Origin of the sequence: Paucibacter sp. PLA-PC-4 (assembly GCF_026241155.1) — a bacterium.
GTDB lineage: Bacteria > Pseudomonadota > Gammaproteobacteria > Burkholderiales > Burkholderiaceae_C > Roseateles_E.
In genome coordinates, this window is the sequence record NZ_JAPFGP010000031.1 from 1 (window position 1) to 15,977 (window position 15,977).

Annotated in this window: 15 protein-coding genes; 2 read left to right on the forward strand and 13 right to left on the reverse strand. The window is 60.6% G+C overall.

Translation table 11 applies throughout. The features are described 5' to 3' along the window. Positions 1-434 precede the first annotated feature (434 nt). The 5 genes from OOZ63_RS27470 to OOZ63_RS27490 form a co-directional block, all read right to left on the reverse strand. The gene (locus OOZ63_RS27470; protein ID WP_266008881.1) at positions 435-917 is read right to left on the reverse strand and encodes a tetratricopeptide repeat protein; all 483 of its coding nucleotides are present in this window, start codon (positions 915-917) and stop codon (positions 435-437) included. 148 nt (positions 918-1,065) lie between these two features. After that, entirely contained in the window at positions 1,066-2,511 is a 1,446-nt protein-coding gene (locus tag OOZ63_RS27475) for a sigma-54-dependent transcriptional regulator (RefSeq protein WP_266008882.1), read from the reverse strand. Between the two features lie 69 nt (positions 2,512-2,580). Beyond that, positions 2,581-4,470 carry a sensor histidine kinase gene (locus OOZ63_RS27480; RefSeq protein WP_266008884.1) on the reverse strand — a complete coding sequence of 630 codons (1,890 nt, stop codon included), beginning with the start codon at positions 4,468-4,470 and terminating at the stop codon, positions 2,581-2,583. A 93-nt stretch (positions 4,471-4,563) separates the two neighbouring features. After that, entirely contained in the window at positions 4,564-5,052 is a 489-nt protein-coding gene (locus OOZ63_RS27485) for a CesT family type III secretion system chaperone (protein ID WP_266008885.1), read from the reverse strand. Beyond that, on the reverse strand, positions 5,049-5,423 hold the full coding sequence (locus OOZ63_RS27490) for a hypothetical protein (protein ID WP_266008886.1): 375 nt from the start codon (positions 5,421-5,423) through the stop codon (positions 5,049-5,051). Before OOZ63_RS27490 ends, OOZ63_RS27485 begins: the two co-directional genes overlap by 4 nt. A gap of 226 nt (positions 5,424-5,649) precedes the next feature. Here OOZ63_RS27490 and OOZ63_RS27495 point away from each other — a divergent pair, with 226 nt between their 5' ends. Then, entirely contained in the window at positions 5,650-5,817 is a 168-nt protein-coding gene (locus OOZ63_RS27495; RefSeq protein WP_266008887.1) for a hypothetical protein, read from the forward strand. A 112-nt stretch (positions 5,818-5,929) separates the two neighbouring features. On the opposite strand, the gene sctS is transcribed toward OOZ63_RS27495, so the two are convergent. The 6 genes from sctS to sctU are packed head-to-tail and all read right to left on the reverse strand — an operon-like array spanning position 5,930 to position 11,765. Continuing rightward, complete coding sequence (gene sctS / locus OOZ63_RS27500; RefSeq protein ID WP_266008888.1) at positions 5,930-6,190, reverse strand: type III secretion system export apparatus subunit SctS; 261 nt, start codon at positions 6,188-6,190, stop codon at positions 5,930-5,932. 7 nt (positions 6,191-6,197) lie between these two features. Further along, on the reverse strand, positions 6,198-6,854 hold the full coding sequence (gene sctR / locus OOZ63_RS27505; protein WP_266008889.1) for a type III secretion system export apparatus subunit SctR: 657 nt from the start codon (positions 6,852-6,854) through the stop codon (positions 6,198-6,200). Continuing rightward, complete coding sequence (gene sctQ, locus OOZ63_RS27510) at positions 6,832-7,923, reverse strand: type III secretion system cytoplasmic ring protein SctQ (RefSeq protein WP_266008892.1); 1,092 nt, start codon at positions 7,921-7,923, stop codon at positions 6,832-6,834. Before sctQ ends, sctR begins: the two co-directional genes overlap by 23 nt. A 19-nt stretch (positions 7,924-7,942) precedes the next feature. Continuing rightward, positions 7,943-8,614: a type III secretion system protein SctP gene (sctP, locus tag OOZ63_RS29335; protein WP_416234792.1), complete on the reverse strand. Its 672-nt coding sequence runs from the start codon at positions 8,612-8,614 to the stop codon at positions 7,943-7,945. Between the two features lie 11 nt (positions 8,615-8,625). After that, on the reverse strand, positions 8,626-10,644 hold the full coding sequence (sctV, locus tag OOZ63_RS27515; RefSeq protein ID WP_266008894.1) for a type III secretion system export apparatus subunit SctV: 2,019 nt from the start codon (positions 10,642-10,644) through the stop codon (positions 8,626-8,628). Positions 10,645-10,685: 41 nt separating this feature from the next. Beyond that, complete coding sequence (gene sctU, locus OOZ63_RS27520) at positions 10,686-11,765, reverse strand: type III secretion system export apparatus subunit SctU (RefSeq protein WP_266008897.1); 1,080 nt, start codon at positions 11,763-11,765, stop codon at positions 10,686-10,688. Positions 11,766-11,905: 140 nt separating this feature from the next. Here sctU and OOZ63_RS27525 point away from each other — a divergent pair, with 140 nt between their 5' ends. Continuing rightward, entirely contained in the window at positions 11,906-13,624 is a 1,719-nt protein-coding gene (locus OOZ63_RS27525; RefSeq protein ID WP_266008898.1) for a hypothetical protein, read from the forward strand. 1 nt (position 13,625) lies between these two features. On the opposite strand, the gene OOZ63_RS27530 is transcribed toward OOZ63_RS27525, so the two are convergent. Together OOZ63_RS27530 and OOZ63_RS27535 are read right to left on the reverse strand one after the other, a co-directional pair. Further along, positions 13,626-14,423 (reverse strand): lytic transglycosylase domain-containing protein, encoded by a 798-nt coding sequence (locus OOZ63_RS27530; RefSeq protein WP_266008900.1) that lies wholly within the window; start codon positions 14,421-14,423, stop codon positions 13,626-13,628. Continuing rightward, positions 14,420-15,871: a helix-turn-helix transcriptional regulator gene (locus OOZ63_RS27535; RefSeq protein WP_266008901.1), complete on the reverse strand. Its 1,452-nt coding sequence runs from the start codon at positions 15,869-15,871 to the stop codon at positions 14,420-14,422. Before OOZ63_RS27535 ends, OOZ63_RS27530 begins: the two co-directional genes overlap by 4 nt. Between the last annotated feature and the right edge of the window lie 106 nt (positions 15,872-15,977).

Consider the following 15,977-nt stretch of genomic DNA (forward strand, 5'->3'; position numbering starts at 1 on the left):
ATCGCGAAATGTCGGCTTGGTGCATTCGCGCAATGACGGTGGAGGGGGCGCAGTTCGATGTGCAGCCAGCCGGCAACGCCGCGCCGCGCGAGGACGTCGAGGCCACCCGCTCCGTGCAGGAAGTCCTACGCCGAATCCATGCCTTTGTCGACGCGACTCAGGACTGATCACGGGACAAGCAGTGAGTCGCCTGCTACGACTGACCTACAACCCGGGTGGTGCAACCTAAGACTGGGCTGCCAATGGGGTCACACGGTCAATACAGCGGCACGGTAGATCACTGGCCGCTGTACTTCACTGCGTATGCCAGGCCGTGGCTTGCTAGCTGGCGAGGTGCTTGGATACGTGCACATCCTGCAAGACAGGTTGGCCGGCTTCCGGTTGAAAGGCCATCCCCTCAGACACGACGGTCAACTGCCTGCTCATGCGCAGGTTCACCAATTGCCCTTCGGCAGGTACTTGTTGCCATTGGCCTGATAGCGGTTGATGGCCTCCAGCAGCTCGGTGTACTGCTCGCACTTGGAGGCACACTCGGTCGCCAGCGTGGCAAGGCGAGACTGCGCACGGGGCAGGTCGCCCTTCATCAGATACAACTCGCCCGAGTATTCGAGCGCGTTTCGGTGGCGCGGGTCGATGCGCAGCGCTGCGTCGTAGTAACGCTCAGATGCAACCAGATCCGGCGTGGTGCTCTTACGCAGCGTGTAGCCCATCAAGTTGTTCCAGTCTGCGCTGGTGCGGTCCTCGACCTGCTTGAGCTCTCTCAATGCCGCGTCCCACTGTCGTGCTTGGATGTACTGACGTGCTGAATCGAGTTTGTCCTTGGCTACGGTCTGGGTACCCATATCTGCGGCCATCGTTAGCTGCATGGTGAATGCGGTCAGCGCAATGCCGAGCGCGGCGGTGAACTTTCTGCTCATGGTTCTTCCTTTCTAGTCAAGCGATCAGGTAGCGGCTAGGACTTGCCAACTGCGTGTGCCGCACAAACCCTGGAATGGCTAGCTTAGAAACGGTGGCTCTTGAGGAGAAACACCAGGCCGAAGTTCTCGATGCCGGTGCGAAGTGTTCTCAGGCCTTGTAGGCTGAAGGATCCACGGACAGGGCTTTGAGTTTGCGATAAAGCGTTGCCGGCGTGAGAGATAGCTCGGCGCAAGATGCCTTCACTGACCCCCCGTTGCGGCGCAGCGATTCCTCAAGTAATGCCCGCTCGATAACGGCGATGGATTCATCGAAGGAACGCGGTGAATCCGCCGCTGACTCGCCGTCCACGAAGATCGGCAGTCCCAACACCAAGCGATCGGCGCAGGCTTTGAGTTCCCGCACATTGCCTGGCCAGCGGGCAGTGAGCAGGGCGCCGTGCTGTTCCTGGCTCAGTTGGGGCTCGCTCATCTGGAAGCGTTCGCACGCTTCTTGCACAAAGAGCCTAAACAAAACCATGATGTCACCATGCCGCTCCCGCAGCGGAGGGACCCGCAACGACACCACGTTCAGGCGGTAATACAGGTCGGGGCGAAACAAACCCTTTTCGCTGTGCTCAGCCAGGTTGACCTTCGAGGCCGCTACCACTCGGAAGGCCACAGGAATGGGGCGGTTGCTACCCAGCCGTTCGATCTCTCGTTCCTGTAGAACGCGCAGTACCTTGGCCTGCAGCGCCAGGGGCATGGCTTCGATCTCGTCGAGAAGCAGCGTTCCGTTTTTGGCATGTTCTATCTTGCCAATGCGCTGCTTGCTTGCGCCGGTGAAGGCACCCGCTTCATGGCCGAACAATTCGCTCTCGAACAGGTGCTCCGGAACCGCCGCGCAGTTCACAGCAACGAAATTCCCCCCAGGCCGACCGTAGTCATGAAGGCAACGGGCAACTCGCTCTTTGCCAGTGCCGGTTTCGCCGGTGATCAGCACATCTGCTGGTGTCGGTGCAATACGCAGCACCAGGTCACGCAACTCTCGAAGGGCCGGCGAATCCCCCGTGAGCCTTTGATCGATACCAGAGGACTCAGCCAGTTGCGATTTAAGTCGCCGGTTCTCCTTCACCAGGCGAAACTGTTCGCAGCCACGCTGAATGACGGCCAGCAACTTCTCTCGATCAAACGGCTTCTCCAGGAAGTCGTAGGCGCCTGCTCGGATAGCCTGGATTGCGGTTGGAATGTCGCCATGGCCCGTCATCAGGACGACAGGCAAATCCGCATCCGCGCGGCGGACGCGATCCAGTACATAGAGCCCATCGGCCTTGGCCAGCTTCAGATCGGTGAGTACGATGGAGACTTGCCCGATCTCCTCGCTTTCCAGAAACTCCTCGGCACTTGCGAAGGCCGGGGCGAAGTAGCCGGCTATTTCCAGCGATCGCCTCATGCTGGCGCGAAACGCCTCATCGTCCTCGATCAACGCGACCCGCAGGCGCTCGGGAGTAGGAAATGGGCTCGTAGGGATGTTCATCGGTTGGGTCAAGCGAAAGAAGTGCTTGGGGCCGATCAAGCAAGAGGCGGGCCATTGTGCATGAACGTGCAGCAGCGACAAATGCAGGCTCTTTGGCGTGTGACCGGTCCGCAGTCTCTCGAATCCGAGAACGGCGGGGGTACAGCCTTCTCAAAGTTGAGGCCGTGCTGTGGCGTGGGTACTGTCAACTTCGGGGGCAGCCGGTTGCGGCGCGGTCGGCAACTCGATCGTAAAGCGCGCGCCGCCATCAACTGCATTGTGGCCACTGATGCTTCCGTCCATCTCTCGAAGAACATCTCGCGCCATCGCCAATCCGAGCCCCAGACCCCGCCCAGCCACCTTGGTCGTAAAGAATGGCTCGAAAAGGCGGCTCTCGACGGCAGGGGAGAGCCCCGGCCCATTGTCTTGAACTGAAAGAGACACCCGATTGCCTGTGACTTGGCAGTCAAACAAAATACGTCGAGCCTGGCCCAACTCCATCACATCCAGTGCATTGTTCACAAGGTTCGCGATAACTCGCACAAGGTGGCCCTCGTGGGCCCACACGTGGTGGTCTTCAAACGCGACGGAAATCTCACATGGCGCTTGCGAGAGCCTTGACCCCAGTAGAGCAAGGGATTCGGAGATCGCGTGGCGCAGGCTCACGCGCCCCAGTTGTGCGCCGGTGCGCACGGGAAAGGCCGCGAGCTGCGCTGTCAGGTCGGTCAGTCGAGCGCCCAGCTTGCTCGATTGACGAAGTATGTCCAGTGCCTCTTGGCGTTCGCCAGCAGACACGAGGGCAAGCGCAGTTTCCATTGACATCCGTATAGATGCCATAGGTTGGTTGACCTCATGGTTGACGCTAGCAACCAAGTGGCCCACGTTGGACAGGCGCTGAGCGTAAGCCAAAGTCCGTTCGGTCTCCCGTAAGCGCTGATCGGCTAGCTGGTCTAAAGCAAGCACGTCAGCTCGATGCGCAATCGACTCTTGAAATTGGCGGGCTTGTAGCCGGCAAGCTTGATCCTGCGCCTCGTACGCGGCCCGCCAGTCGCCCGCAGTCTCAAGCGCGTCCGCGAGCATCATGAGAATGCCGATTTGCTTCGGAAGTGCGGCGCGGGACTTGAGCAAGACGACGGCCCGGCGTGCGCAGGCAATCCGACGAAGGTATGCTGGCGCAGGGCTTGCCTGCGCCAGCAGGCACCAGGCACTGCCGCGCAGGACAGGATCGGCATTCTCGCGAGCCAGCCGCGCCATCCATCGAACAGCGCGTGCGCAGCGGCTCCGGTCGCCCCGGCTTAGGGCCGCGATGGCGGCAGTCTCCAGTATCGTGGGAGCATCGTCCGCCAATTTTGACGGCGCGAGTGCATCTATGTCGGGCAACACGGCCACAGCATCAGCCCGCGCATCGGCCGCGCCACGCGTATCTCCTGCCAGTTCGCGCTGCTGAGCCTGACGCAGAAGGATCCGAGCTTTGATATGGTTCAGTGCGATGTTCAGGGCAGAATCTCTGCATGATGCAGCCACGCTGGCCGCTTCTTTCATGCGATTCAGAGCGGCGTCGGACTCGCCCAGTAGCGATTCGGCCAATGCCGCTTGGGCGAGGCTACGCGCCAACTGGGAACGATCGTCGGTCAAGCGGCACCGGTCCGCAGCTTCCAGAGCAGCCTTCTTACCACGAGCGTATTCGCCGATCTCCAGGTACGCTTCCCCGCGCACAAGCATCATCTGGGTGGCGCGCCAGCGATCGTCGCCCTGCTCGAACAGGAGTTGCGCCTCGAGGGCGTAGGCGTAGGCGCGATCTGCTCGGCCGGCCAATCGCGCCAAGCTGGCCGCTCGATGGAGCGTACGTGCAACAACCTGGGAGTCGCCCGAACGACGAGCGAGATCGGTGGTGTCCTCGAGAAGGGCGATCGCGGCGGCCGGCGCCCCGGTAGCTGCCTGAGCAGCCAGGGTCAGTTGCTGCTCCAGCTCGTCGGGGAGCGTGCGCTCAGGTCCAGAATGCGGCCAGAGGGTGGGGCGGTCCTGATCGAGGAGCTGAGGAAAAAAGTGCCGGCCAGGCATATGCACGGTGCAGTGAGAAATCTGGGACGCAATTGTGTTGCGCGTGAGGGAAGAAGCATAAGCCGGGCAGCGCAAACCCTTTGGGGCGCGCGGTCATCCCCTCAGCCAGAGATAGTTGCCGCTCGAGATCGCCTCGTACAGCTCGTCCGGCGCTTGCAGCAGGTGTTCGCGCCAATAGCGGCCATGTTCAGCATAGTGCCTGAGTGTGTCAGCTAGCCAGGCGCCGTCAATGTCGTCTGTCATCGGAAGACGAACGATCAAGTGCGAGTTCCCACTGTCCGGATCGAGCCCAAGCTGTGCCTGATCTTGCGCGTACACCAACAAGTTGGACTCCAACATCAATCGGAAGATGGTAAGGGTGCGACCAGCTGTCGTCATGCCGTAGTCGAACTGCATGTACAACGCTTGTGGGTCGTTCAGTACGTGATCGATGATGACATCGAAGCCCTGATAAACCAGCTGGCGGCGCTGCAGTACCGAATTCACATCGATGATGTCAATTTGCTCGCACAGTTCCACCAGAAGGTCGACAAATCTTGCCTGATCGGGATCCGAGATCTCCGTGTACGGGCCGTTGCTCACACCTTGCCCCGCTGCATTGCTGTCATGCGCGCAATCTTCATCTCTGCCTGGGCCGGGGTTGCGGACATGTCGCGAGACATGCCCAAGAGCAGCAGCGGCAGCATGAAGTGCAATGCCCGAACATTCTCGTTGTCGGTGGGCTTCACAGCACTGTTCATTAGCGCCACGAGATGCTGCTTCACCTCGGATAAGTTGAGGGCCTCGGCCGGCTGAAACCCGCGAGTGCGCAACAACAGGTCAAGGCGCTGCCGCAAGAACGCCGTTGCCAGTCCGCGCGTACTTCTAGACTCGGAGCCCGAGTGTTCAGTGCTCTGTAAGCCGGCTGCCCGCAGCTGCGCACTGTGTGAGGTGCGCGCAAGAACGTCGTGCATTGCCTGAATGGTCGTGGCCAACGATGTGCGACGAGACCGGACTACAGGCGGCTCGGCGCAAGGCCCTCCAGGCTCGGCGCTGAGCGCTCCAGAAACTGAGGCATCTCTTGAACGGCCGTGCTCGCAATCCGCATCTTCTTGCGACTGGTCGCCTTGCCGAGCACTTGCAACGGCGTCGAGTGCGGACCGTGCCGACGCATGCTGGAGCGTAACGGTGAGGTCGTCAATGGACGATCCATGCGTTCCCGTGGCCGCACAGGCGACGCCGGGTCTGCGCGGCCTCGCCGGTGCGCTGGGAGGCCTGCGCGGCGTTATCGCCTTGCCGCCCAGCCACTGGGAAGAACGCGACATTGCTGCAGCTGCGGGCACAGGGGAAGCCACGTCATTCGAGTGAGCCGTTGTTGGCGCAGGTGCGACTTGCGGTGGGCCTTGGAGCTTGGCGGGAAGCATGGATGGAATCTCTTTACCTACTTAGGAGTGAGCCCTTCTCGATGGACTGTGTCGCGTCACTGCAGGGCAAGCTGCATGACCTGGGTGGCAAAGTTGAGAACCGTGGCGGCACCCCAAGGTGCAGCGAGGAGCAATGTCACCACCACCGCGATCAGCTTGGCACCTTGAGAGATGCTCTGTTCCTGCAGCGACGTGATGGCAAGGACGAATGAGACGAGCAGGCCAACCGCTGCGGACACCAAGACCACGGGCAGCGATACGGTCAGGCAAAGGATCAGCGCCTGGGAAGTGAGTTGGATGAAACTGTCTGTATTCATCTATGCCTCATCGGTAAGTCAGTACCAGTCCATGCACCAGTGTCGACCACCCATCCATTACTACGAAGAGCAGTAGCTTGAACGGAATTGCTACTTGTGTCGGCGTTACCTGCGACAGGCCCATCGCCATCAAGATATTGGCGATGATCAGATCGACGACTACGAATGCAAGGTAGAGCAGAAAGCCGATCTTGAAGGCTGCCGTTAGCTCCGATAGCGTGAAGGCTGGAGCCAGCACGATCAAGTCGTCGGACTTCAGCGCCTTGGCACGTGCCTCGGGCCAGACGGCCGATGCGGACTTCAGAAAGAAGGCCTTTTCTCGAGGTTGTGCATGCTTGTCGAGGAACTTTCTGACTGGCTCCTGTGCGGCCTCGACCACCTGTTCCACCTGGCTTGCGGTGGATCCTGCGGGGCCCCTGGCACGTATGTTATCCAGAGTATCCATGGCAATTGGAGCCATGATGTATGCCGATACGATGATGGCGATGCCATTAATTACCATGTTTGGCGGCACCTGCTGCACCCCAAGCGCATTGCGCAGTAGGCCCAGCACGACGACTATCTTCGTATAGCAGGTAACCATCATCGCTACGAACGGCAGAAGTCCGATCGCAACGACGACAACGAGCAGCGGCAGCAGCTCAGCGACGCTGTTCGTGTTCATCGCTCGCTACCATCCGTGTAATTCTTGCACCCAGCCTGTCACCCACTGCAACCAGCTCAGCATGTCCGATGACTTGCCCTGCGCAGACCAATCGCAGTCCCGCTGCGCTCAGTGGCTGTGAAAACTCGATGACATAGCCCGGTCGAATAGCTTCCAGGTCCGTCAGTGACATGGCGCTTGTCTCCACTTCAAAACCTATGGGCAGCTCCAGCTGCTCAAGGGCGTCGAGTTCCTGTTCTTGCGGTAGCTGGGAATTCGCTTGGTTGGCCAAGCTTTTTGGGTCATGCGTCATCAATGTTCCAGTGAACTTAAGTTGGCCACCTTCAATGGCAGCATTGGCATGAAGCCGCCTATTGCCGGATGGACCTGATCGCCAACGAACTGGCGCGCGGTCCAGTCCGCCCGCTGTCAATGGCAGCAACACAACATCGCCTGGGCTCAGGGTTCGCATCGTGACAAGTGACAGCTCAACCGATGCGAGCTCCACCCATCCAGGCACATACATCCGATCACGCCAGAATCGGCTGACCTGCGGATGAGGTGCGCGGACCCTCAATGCATCTGCCAGGTTCGGCGAGATGCTTCCTAGCGCGACACGTGTCAATTCCCTGTCGAGGTCGCGCACCGAGTGCCATGCGTCGGGTATGCGCTGCGCTGCGTCGACGGGTTCAAGCGAAAGGGCTTGGCTGCCGGCAAATGGTCCGTCGTCAGGCAGGTACCGCCCTAACGGCAGCGCCAGCAGGGCATGCAAGGCCAAAGTACGCTGCGCCTGCGTCAGGTCCGGCGCCGATGCAATTGCTAGCCCTGGATCATCGCCAGCCGACACGATCAGTTCGATATCGCCTCGCGAACATCGCAGAAACAGCCGGTACAACGGCCCGGCCAGCGGTCCCAGGGCCGGGGAGATTTCGATGCCGGCCTGTAGTTGGCTTGAAATCCATGTATCGAAGCGCGTGTCACCCGTGAGCCGCGCAGCGGCGGCAGCAGTGGCCGAGAATCGCGGCAAGCGATGACTCAGGTCTTCTATCGTTGGCGAGGTAGACATGTGCAGGGAGGCGAAGCCGGACATTTCGGCGGCAGCAGCTTGGCTATTGGATGTTGATGGCGATGTCCCTCAGGTGAGGAACGGCCTCGAAGAGGCGGGTGCGCAGCGCATCCTGATGTGTCGATAGTAGGAGCCGCGTGTCCTGATCAAGTGTCTGGAAGCGAAGCAGCAGTCGCTGCTGCGAAAGTCCCACGTGCATCGTGGTCTCCGGGAGCAGTTCTGCGTCCAGCCGCAGGCTGACACTCCAGCCCTCACTGTCGCCGACGATTGGGGCGTTGCAGAAGTCAGCAATAGTGCGCGAGATTGTTGATATGGGGTCTCGCGTCGCGTTGAAAGAGAGTGCCGTCAGGCGAGGTGTCGGATCTGGTCTTTCAACGCAGGGAAGCTGTTCCCTGCTCGCGGGTTCATAGATCTCTTTCGGCTGCTCCTCGAAACTATTTCGGCCTCGCGAGCTTTCTGTCCACCCCTCAGAGGAAGTCCGTGGGGGTGTTTGCGAAGGATTGATTTGAGCCTCGACTGGGCCCGCCAAGACCGATATATGCGGCGGCGCAGGCCTCGTATGAGGCCCATCCGGATCGACTGTTTCGCCGTTGCTGGATCTGCCGCGTAGTAGGTCGCCAAAGGACAAGCGTGTAGCGACAGGCGCCTCCGCTGGCCCGGGCCGAAGGGCCACGAGTGCATGTATCTTCGGCGCATGGGGCTTGGAGGTGCTCATGGGAAAGCTTCTCAGATAACAACCCGGCCGAGCGGGTCGATTCGGACGTGGGGCCCCAACTCCTGGTACGAGTACACCTGGAGCCAACTTTGCTCCGATTCGACGATTCTTCGCACATATCGACGAATGTCCGATGAGGTCACCACCGCCACGCCTGCGCGGCACTCGCCGGCGATACGCGCAACACCTTGAGCGATTGCACTGACCTGCTCCGGCGGGAGAGCCAGGTAGTTGCCGGATGGTGTTGCCTTTACCGCATCCCGCACCGTGCGCTCCACCGAAGCATCCAGCAGCACCGCTGCCAAGGCGCCGCTGCCTTGTGTCGCTCGCCAGCCAATGAAGCGCCCCAGCTCCATACGCACATACTCGGTCAGCATCAGTGCGTCCTTCTCGCGTGGCCCCCAGACCACCAGACACTCACAGATGGCGCGCATATTGCGGATGGGCACCTGCTCCTCGAGCAACCGACGCAGTACCTCAGCAGCTCGCTGTAGCGGTACGACCTTGTGTAACTCTGCCACCAGGCCTGGGTACTCTGCCCCTACTCGTTCAAGCACCCATTGAACTTCTTGGATGCCGAGGAACTGATGTGCCTGATCACGCAGCACACGCACCGCATGTCGTGCCACTACCTCCTCTGCTTCCAGGGCCTTATCTTCAGGAGCGACACCGGGTGGCGCCCACCAAGTCTGTGTGTCGCCACCAGCCGCCCCTCCTTGGCTGTGGCCGTCTGGCGCTTCTCCTGGTTCGGTGCTGACCAGCATCAGCCGGCCCGGCACAAGTTCACCACGACCGCACGGCACGTCGTGCACCAGCACCTCGTAGGCAGTTTCCTCATGTGCAGCACGGGTCCACAGCCGGATGCCGGGGAATGGCAGTCCAAGCTCCTCCTGCAAGGTGGCACGCTCGGCTTCGAAAGCGGCGTTGAGGACATCGGGGCGCAGTGTTTCCCCGAGCTTTCGAGACATTGTGACTGCCAAAGGTGCGCTGAACGCGCCGGCTTGTTCCTCTATGGCCGGCGCGTCTCCACGTGGCGTCTTCGCCCCATCGCGCTTCAAGCCCTTCAGCGGTGCGCCGCCTCCCGCCCCCGAGCCCCCCTTGGAGCCGTCGCTGCGTGACAACTTCCTGCCGAGTGCGGCTAAGCCTGCGGCGAGCAACAGGAATACATGCCATGGAAAGCCTGGAACCAGCGCGAATCCGCAAAGGAACGCCGCTGCAAGGTAAAGAGCTCGGGGGCTGCGAGTAAGCTGATGGGTGATTTCCTCGCCGAGTGACCGCTGCTGCGTGGCGTGCTCGTCTGCGACTCGAGTGATCATGATGCCCGCTGCGACGCAGATCAGCAGTGATGGAATCTGGGAGACCATCGCGTCGCCGATTGAGAGAACCGCAAACCGGTTGGCGGCTTCTGCCGCTGGCATTCCGTGATAGAGGATGCCGACGATGATGCCTGCGACGATATTGATCACGGTGATCATCAGCGCTGCAATTGCATCACCCTTGACGAACTTCATCGCCCCATCCATGCCCCCGTGCAGCTGGCTTTCCATTGCCAGCTCGGAGCGGCGGGCTCGCGCCTCCTCCCCGGTCAAGAAGCCCGCGCGCAGGTCGGCATCAATGCTCATCTGCTTGCCAGGCATTGCATCCAGCGTGAAGCGCGCGCCGACCTCAGCGACCCGCTCCGACCCTTTGGCAATGACGATGAACTGGACCACCGTGATGATCAGGAACACAACAATTCCGACGATCAGGTTGCCACCTACCACCAGTTTTCCGAAGGACTCGATGATGTGGCCGGCATCCGCGTTCAGCAGAATGAGCTTGGTTGACGAAATGTTGAGTGCAAGCCGGAACAGTGTCGTGAAGAGCAGCAAGGCCGGAAACGATGTCAGGCTGATTGCATTGGGGATGTACAGCGTCACCATCAGCAGCAGGGTACTGACGGCCAGATTGACCGCAAGCAGCGCGTCGATGGCGAAGGTGGGAAGTGGCAAGACCATCAGGGCCAGAATGGCAATGATGGTCACTACCATCATTGCTTCCCCGCCAAGTCTGAGCCTAATTTTCTTAGCCCTCATTTCATGCCTCCTTCTTGTCCTGCTGCGGAACCTCGGCTTTGGGCGAGTTCACGCACCCACCTCAGGATCACAGCCACGCTGTCGAAGAGTTCCTCTGGAATAGGTGCGTTGACCGGCACCTTGTGCAGTGCACGTGCCAGCGGCGGGTGCGAGAAAACCGGAACTCCAAGCGCCTCAGCTTCACGACGAAGCGCGAGAGCTTGATGGTCGATGCCTTTGAATAGAACAATCGGAACGCCTGCCTCATCGGCCCGATATCGGACCCCGACCGCATAGTGAGTTGGGTTGACGATCAGCGCGTCTGCCCGAGATACGCTGCGTGCAATCGGCTCCATGGCCAGTTCCTGTGCCAGTTGACGGCGCTGGCCTTTGATTTGTGGATCGCCTTCCTGGCTCTTGAATTCGCGCTTGATCTCATCCTTGCTCATGCGCTGGCTCTTAATGAATGAGTGCCTCTGGATCGCATAGTCCAGCGGCGCCAGTACGGCCAGAACGCCAATTGCGGTCAGACAAAAACGCTCGATTGCGCTCCAGGCTATCGCCCCAGAAGTCGCGGAGGCCTGGAAAGCTGAGGCTGAGATCAACGGCAGCAGCGCCAGGATGGCCTGCCACATCAGTACGCCGAGCAGCACCGCTTTGACTATTGACTGCCCCAACGACATCAAGGATTTGAGCGAGAAGATCCTCTTGACACCCTGTGCTGGGTCAATAGCGTCAAGCTTGGGAACAACCGACTTTGTGGTGACTTTCAGTCCTACCTGTACAGCAAGCCCTGTAAGTCCAGCGATGGCAGCGGCGACCACAATCGGCGCGATCAGATAGACCGCCTCAACGCTGATCGTGCTCATGCGACGGAGCATCTCGGCGGTGTCCAGGTCGTCGCCCCCGAAGTCAATGCCTAAAGATACGATGCGACGTAGGCGGCCATATGCATCGTCCGCCATGATCAGCAATACCCCGAACGCCGTCAGAGCGGTTACCGCAGCCACGATGTCTTGGCTTTTGACGACATTGCCTTCATCGCGTGCCTGCTTGAGCTTGTGCTCGGTAGGCTCTTCGGTCTTGTCGTCGGACATCGCGGCTCGAATCTCGCAGAGTAGATGAGCGCGTAAGAGTAGAGGTCAGCGCAAATGACGATGCACTTGAAAGCGAAGCCTTGTGTGGGTTTGCGAGCGACTCCAGCAAGATCGATCTTTGCAGGGTGACAATCGACGCCATGCCTGAAAAATCAAACATCGGCGCGCTAGATTTCGAGTCGGTGGCAGCCCTGATGCCAGCGTTCGCGGACCCTGGCTATGCCCACAGCATTGCTCCTTTGTTGGCCGGCTTGGGCCGAGCTCTTTCGATGGTGGCGGAGGATTCGAGGGATGCTCGCCTCAGCGAGCCGCTGCGCAAGTTGGTAGGGCGCGCATTGTGGCAAGCATGTGAGTCTGATCGGGCGTATGAGCTTGCCCTCGGAACGGATCAGCTCATCGGCCGGCTCGATGAGCGTCGACGCTCTGTGCTTGCTGCATGGCTGTGCGGCGCCGTGTGTATTGACATGGGTGACCATGCAGGGGCGTTGAAACACCTCCATTGCGGATTGAACTTGGCACGGGAGGCGGAAGATGCTGCCATGGAGGTCATGTTGCTGATCAATCTCACGCACTTGTTCGAGTGCGTTGAGGATGTCGACGCTGCGGCTTCCTGCGCCGCCGCAGCCCACGCACGAGCGAATTCGACTCCGGGATGGCCCCCCTCGGCGTTGTGCGCAGCGGTGTTGGCCGCAGCTCGGGTTGCGCGCGCGGAGGCCCTGGATCGCCAAGGATTTCGAGAGGAGGCGCTTGTCGAGCGTCGCCGCGCAGTGGCAGACTTGCCCGCGCACGAGTGCAGAGACGATTGGTTTGAGTTGGACGCCTCGCTCTATGCGTTAGCGCGACTTGAGCGCGTGGACGACGCCCGCGCTCTCGTGCCGCGATACGTCAGCGCCTGTCGTCGGCTTCGGCCCGGTGACCTGCGCCGCGCTCACTACCTGATGACCATCAGCGCCTGGTATGTCGCCGTTGGGGACTCTGATCGTGCGATTCGATCAATGCAGCGTTCGTTGCGTCGCATGGATTCTCTGGGGCGGCGTCATGCATGGCTGGTGGGCGCCCGACGGCTTGCAAATCTCCAGGCCGCGACTGGTCGGCATCAGGAGGCTGTTGTGCTTTTGCGGCGCGCTCGGTCGATGCGCGAGCAGGTCGAAAGTGGTCAGGTCAGCGTTCAGAGCAGGTTAAACATGTTGGAGCGCCAAGTCGAAGCTCGTGTCGTCGAGCGTCGCTCCGAGTTCCAACACACCGAGCGCCTTGCCCTTATTGGTCGGCTGATGTCGCAGATCTATCACTCGTTGGAAGCGCCGGTGCGAGGCGTATGCAGCTCGTTGCAGCGCTGCGTGGACGACTTTGCGTCAATGTCGACGGATGAGCTAGCCCGGGCGCTGGCCGGTGTCATCGCAAACGTCGACGAGGCAACGCGGCTTGCCCGTCAGCTCAAAATGTTCTCGTACCGATCGGCACCGCAGCAGATGGCCGTCAACTTGGCGCAGGCGCTGCAGGACGCCTGGAGTGGCATTGGTTTTCCTGCGTCCGCTGACCATGCGCCGGTGGTTCCCCGGGGTGATGCCTTTGCAGAGGTAAGCTGCGACATACAGCGCTTGGCAGTGCTGCTGCGTATTTTGCTGTTGGAGATCGAGAGAATTGGCGGAGGAAGTGCTCCTTGCGTACGAGTGCGTGTGCGTGGCAATCGCGCTGGGATCTCATTGGATATCAGTCGGGGTCTGGGAGCAGCGGTATCCCCGGGGGTCGGGCTAACGTTGTGCGAGGAGATCGCTCGCGAAATGCAAGGTTCTTTGCAAGTCACAGAGATCGTTCCTGGCCGTCTGCGTTTCGGACTCGAGTTGCCCGCCAGGTCTTAGCTCAGCGCGACTCCGACCTTAGCCGCTCGTAGCGGTCAAGCACCGCGCGTACATAGCGACGAGTTTCTGGGTAGGGCGGCACTCCACGGTGCCTCAGCACGGCGCCTTGGCCTGCGTTATAGGCCGCAACCGCTAGATCCAGGCGTCCTGGGAAGAGGTCGATCAAGCGTCTCAGATAGTGCGCCCCGGCATAGAGATTGGTTGCTGGCTCCATCAGGGACTGCTTTGGATTGGCCACTCCCAGCCAGGCCGCGGTGGTCGGCAGGACTTGCATCAAGCCGATAGCTCCGGCAGGCGAGATTGCATTCGCATTGAAGCCTGACTCCACCTGCACGATGGCGCGTATCAGAGCCGCGTCGTGCCTGAAGTGGTTGGCTACCTCGTGAATCAATGCATCGAATCGAACCCCGCGGTCATTGTCCGCACTTGCGACCGAGGCCAGTGCCAGCAAGCCCCCGCTTGCTTGTACCGGTGATGGCTCAGCTAGGGCAAGCATCCCTTTGCCATGCGTTCTTGCGAATTCACTGACAAGTGAGTCGGGCGGCATTGCAACTCCCATGCCACTAGTTGCTGTGCTGGCTGGCGCTGAATTCCTGTCGCTGGCTGGATTCTTGGCGAGCATTTCATTGGTTGTAGTCTCGTCGGCGATGCACTGCAAGGCGTTGCTACTGCCAATTGGCTCTGCTGATCGGTAGGTGCGGCCCGACCAATCGACGCAGTGCCAGCCTGCCTCCGCCGGTCGCATTGCGAATAGGAGGAACACCAATGAGAGGTGTGCTCTGGAGCGGATGGGTTTCATGCGGCCAGCGCTGTGTCGCGGCGCGCCAATGTCTGTGTCGGCGTTTCCCGGAAGTACTTCCGATAGGAGTTGGCCAGGGTTGAGCGATTGCGGATACCCCAACGGGCGGCGGTTTCGAACACTGAAAGCGCGGTCTGGTCTTCACGCAGAAGATCGTCGCGAATGCGCTCCATCCGACAGCGCTGCATCAGCTCTGCTGGCGTCAGGCCCAAGTGGGCGCGGAAGGTCAGCTGCAGTGCCCGCTCGGAAACTCCTAGATGATCTGCAACCTCGCGAACGCTGAGACCGGCACAGTCCAGATGCTCGATCATGTAGCGGTAAGCCCTTCTGTATTTGGGCGGCAGTTGCATTTCGACGTCATCAACTCGGGATGAGGAATCGATGGCACTAGTCGATGAGGGCGCGGAGGACAGTACTTCCGCACGTACGCACTGTACCGATTCCAGCGCATAGCTCTGGTACCACCTGAGGGCGTCGTCAATGCGCCCGGTGAGAGCGGATAGCTTGGATAGGCAATAAAGCGTCTCCATGTTCCAGCGGCGGGGCCAGGGATTGCTCTGGAGAGGGTCGATCAGTGCTCGTGCAAGCTCCGAGTTTCGCGCGGTGATCGCCACGAGCGCGGCCTCGACGCGTGCGCTGTGCTCAAGCGCAGCGTGTCCGGCGCGCCGCCTTGCAGCAAGGTGGCCGGGTAGCGCTGCCAGAGCGTTGAGGTCTCCAAGCCCCGCAGTCAGCAAGTCCCGATACAGGGTCAGCCCTTGGGCGATGAAGCGATGTTGTCCATAGGCGAGCAGGCATGAGCCGATGGCCTGCAAGGGCGGCAGCGCGGCTGTAGAACTTGAAGATTCGTTCTGTGTGTGCCAGAACACATGGTCGCGCAGAGCTTCGTGTGCTCGCAACTGACGCTGCGCGCTGATTTCCAGTCGAAGCAGGGTAACCAGCGCTTGCAGGAGGCTGTCATCCTCCTGTGCTGCCAGGCTTGCCGCATCGTCCAAGCTCGCGACCGCACGATCGACTTGCCCCATCCCATGTCGCGCTCTCGCTAGCGCGCAGAGTGCATCGACCCGGCGTCGCGGCGATGCCTGCTGGTCGCCTGCAATTCTCTGGAAGCAACTAGCTGCAGTGCGCAAGCGGCGTGAATGAAGGCTCATCATGCCGGTTGCTCTGCATGAGGAGAGTCGGGTGGCTCCGCGGTCGTCTGCCCTGGCCGCGGCGAGCACCGCCTGGCGATAGATCGCTTCCGCCTCCTCAGGGCGGTCGAGTGCCAGCATCAGGTCCCCGCAGAGTTCTGCCAGGTCGCGAATCTCCCCTGGAGCTCGAGGTTGGGTGTCCTCCAGCAGCATCACCTCTACGGACGCGGCAGCCTCCCGCAAGCGACCATCAAGGATCATCGTTCGTAGCTGTTCTGCGTACTGAGATGTGGGAATGGCGGAAAGAATGGCGAACTGCAAGCTGGAATCTCCGTGATCATCGGCTGCCTTCATCAGGCCCGGAGAGGATGCTAAGAGTCCGGTCCCTCAACATGTTCATGAAACATTTGTCACCCCAGCTCCGAGA